Genomic DNA, 2,958 nt, shown 5'->3' with positions numbered 1-2,958 from the left:
GTACTCTTCTCTAGAATTCTCCTGGTCGATTATACCATCGGTATATACTGCCAGGACCTCGTTTTTCCTGAGTTTGACCATCCCTTCAAGGTATACCGATTCTGGATCAACACCGACCAGGATACCGCCTCTCTTCAATTGAATGACAGTCCCATCATTTCTGATCAGAAGGGGAGGAAAAGAACCACCGTTACAATAATGAAGAAGTCCATTACAATCGTCATATACGGCGTAGAAAAATGTTGCGAATTTACTTACTTCACTCCTGATATAAAGTGATTTGTTCAGAGCGGAAAGGACTTCCCCTGGAGACCTGTCCTCAGTTGCTTCAGCTCGAAATGATGCCTGAAGGGTAGTCATCAAAAGCGATGCAGGGATTCCTTTCCCTGAAACATCGGCAACCGCGATCCCGATTTTCCCGCTATCGAATTCAACAAAATCGTAGAAATCCCCACCGACCTCGAGGCAATTTCTCAATTTACCCTTTACAGTAGAGTGCTTGAGGTGGGGGGGGGCTTCGGGAAGTAGTCTCTGCTGTATCTTGCTGGCGAGATGGACTTCCTTCTCCAGCTTCTCCTTCTCTTTCGATACATGGAACAATACGTTGTTCCTGATTGCCGCTGCGCTTCTTTCTCCAAGAATTTCGAGCATCTCCGCATCGGCACCGTCATAAGGTTTGCCCGACCTTTTTCGTCCGATGATTATTAACCCCGGCATCTCGTTCTGCTCAACCATCGGTACGACGACTGATATGCGAACCATCGATATTAATTCCAGTGAAATCCTGTCCAGATTATTACTGGCCCAGAGACTGTCGAAGTATTCCACCATAACTGGTTGCCTTCCAGCCTGGGCTATTCTAATAAGTTTCATGCTTGAAGGCAAAGAGGTCAGCGGCAGGACTGTTGCCTCCGGGCGGCTCTTTCTGCGAACGTAAGTATCTTTGTCCTCTTCGAACATGAAGATATGGACGTATTCCGGCCGGAACATCTCATATATCTCTTCAGCGGTAAAATCAGCTATGTCTTCCTGGGATGAGAGAAATTGAATCCGTCTTGAGTACTCTATCATCCTTTCCCTGAATTTCTGCCTGTTTCTGAAAAAGACCCAGTCCACAAAATGGATGATACCGGCTCTTGCCATTACGAATGCGATAACAGCAAGCATCAGTACAATCATCATCATCGAAAGTTGTTTTCCATCGAGGAAACCTGGAAACTTCTCAAATATGCCTCGGGCAAATAAGTATATCATACTGCCCAGGATCACGGGCACCAGGATATAAGCCAATCCCGTTTTGAACACGACCCTCATATCGAATGCATCATGTCTGAGAATTGCGTAGGCGAAGGATATCGACATAAAGGACAGGAAGAGCATTGAAAAACTATCAAAAGGTATATCGAGAGAGGGAGCAAACTGCCTGACAAGCATTACAATAGTAACGGGAGCAGTGCCTGCTATCAGGCCTATGGTGGCAATCCTGAACTTGACCCTTTGAACCTTGTCAGACGTGATATAAGTCCTGATAAAGAGGGAAACTCCACCAGTCATATAGATGAGCCAGTAAACTGACGCTATTCCATTGAATACGAGTAGAATGGAGGGAGGCATCTCCTTTGAAAAATGAACAAGCGCCAGGATAAACATCGATAGGAAGATCAGTGCCGGTACAACATAAAGGTTTCTCTCGATCGCTGAACGCCTTGTCCCGGCATGTATCTCTTTTCCAGGAAATATAAGAAAGAAATGCAGGAATACAGCAGGGAGAAAAGCAAAAACCCCATCATAAAACAGTTCTCCCATGACATGAAGCAGGCTGATAGACGTAGAAGGCCTTTCTGTAAGTAGAAATGCGAACAGAAGGCAATTAAATGCATAAAGGCGCCCTAGAATATCCTGTCTTTTATAGATCACATAAGATCCTACAACCATAAAAGTCAGAGCAGTAAGAGAAAGCGCTATCTTCTGAAAAATCTTTTTCCCAGGCTGAGCTTTGGTGTCTATTCTTATTTCGAACAACGAATCAGTCCTGGCAATTGTAAAGACCTGGGATGAAAAAGAAGTGTTGGAACGTATCAGATATTTGAAATGAATTATATTTCGGGGGCGTATACCATCGACTGCTACTATTCTGTCGCCTGCCAGCAAACCCTTTTCGGCATTAGGACTTTCTTTTTCATATTCCAGAAAGACAAGATTATTATGACGGATTCCGTGGTAGGGTGATCTGGCTAAATCTTCAATGCCAAAAAGGTCAAGGATAGTGATAAGAACCGCAATTATCATCAGTGCGATTCTAAGGGTCCTGGGCACACATTCTCCTTTCTTGTCAGCCTTGAGTCAGTCTTACAGAATGGGATATTCACTGTCAATCCAAATATCGAAATGTTTAAGTGGAAGAAGTCGTATATTTCCCTTGAATAAATGACTCAAGGAGTGTTAATTATCTCTAAAAGGAGGTATGGGAATTGTCTCATAACAAGTTATCAAGACATGAATTGAAAGAAGATAGTTTTGTCACGTTTATTCTCGAGGCCAGAGAATATCTAAGGGAGAACCAAAACAAGTTCTTCGCCGGCCTTGTTGTCCTTATTGTTGTAATTGCCGGAGCCATCTGGATGAACAACTCCAGGATGCATGCAAAAGCGAGTGCTGAGGCACAGTTCTCCGAAGCGCTGGCGTCATACGGTGCCGGGCAGATAAAATCCGCGGAGGAGATGTTCAAGATCATCGATGATCGATTCGGTAGCATGGAACAGGGAGCATGCTCTCTCTATTTTCTGGGAAAAATTGCTCTTGCAGATGGAAGGAATGCAGAGGCTACCAGCTATTTTGAAAAATATATCTCCATGAGTTCGAAGTATCCTTTCTTCAAGGATTCGGCAAGGGAGGGTCTGGCAGTATCTTACGAGAACGCACGTGATTACGTGAAGGCATCCGAGATATACCTTGATC

At 44.3% G+C, this 2,958-nt stretch carries 2 protein-coding genes; one reads left to right on the top strand and one right to left on the bottom strand.

From position 1 onward, the window contains the following. The coding region (locus tag KOO63_13005; protein MBU8922730.1) for a SpoIIE family protein phosphatase at window positions 1-2,316 on the bottom strand (2,316 nt) is incomplete at its 3' end. Between the two features lie 155 nt (window positions 2,317-2,471). Between KOO63_13005 and KOO63_13000 the strand changes: the two genes are divergently transcribed. Continuing rightward, on the top strand, window positions 2,472-2,958 hold a 487-nt coding region (locus KOO63_13000), incomplete at its 3' end, for a tetratricopeptide repeat protein (protein MBU8922729.1).

Source organism: Candidatus Latescibacterota bacterium, assembly GCA_019038625.1.
GTDB lineage: Bacteria > Krumholzibacteriota > Krumholzibacteriia > Krumholzibacteriales > Krumholzibacteriaceae > JAGLYV01.
This window is presented reverse-complemented; position numbering and strand designations above follow the sequence as displayed.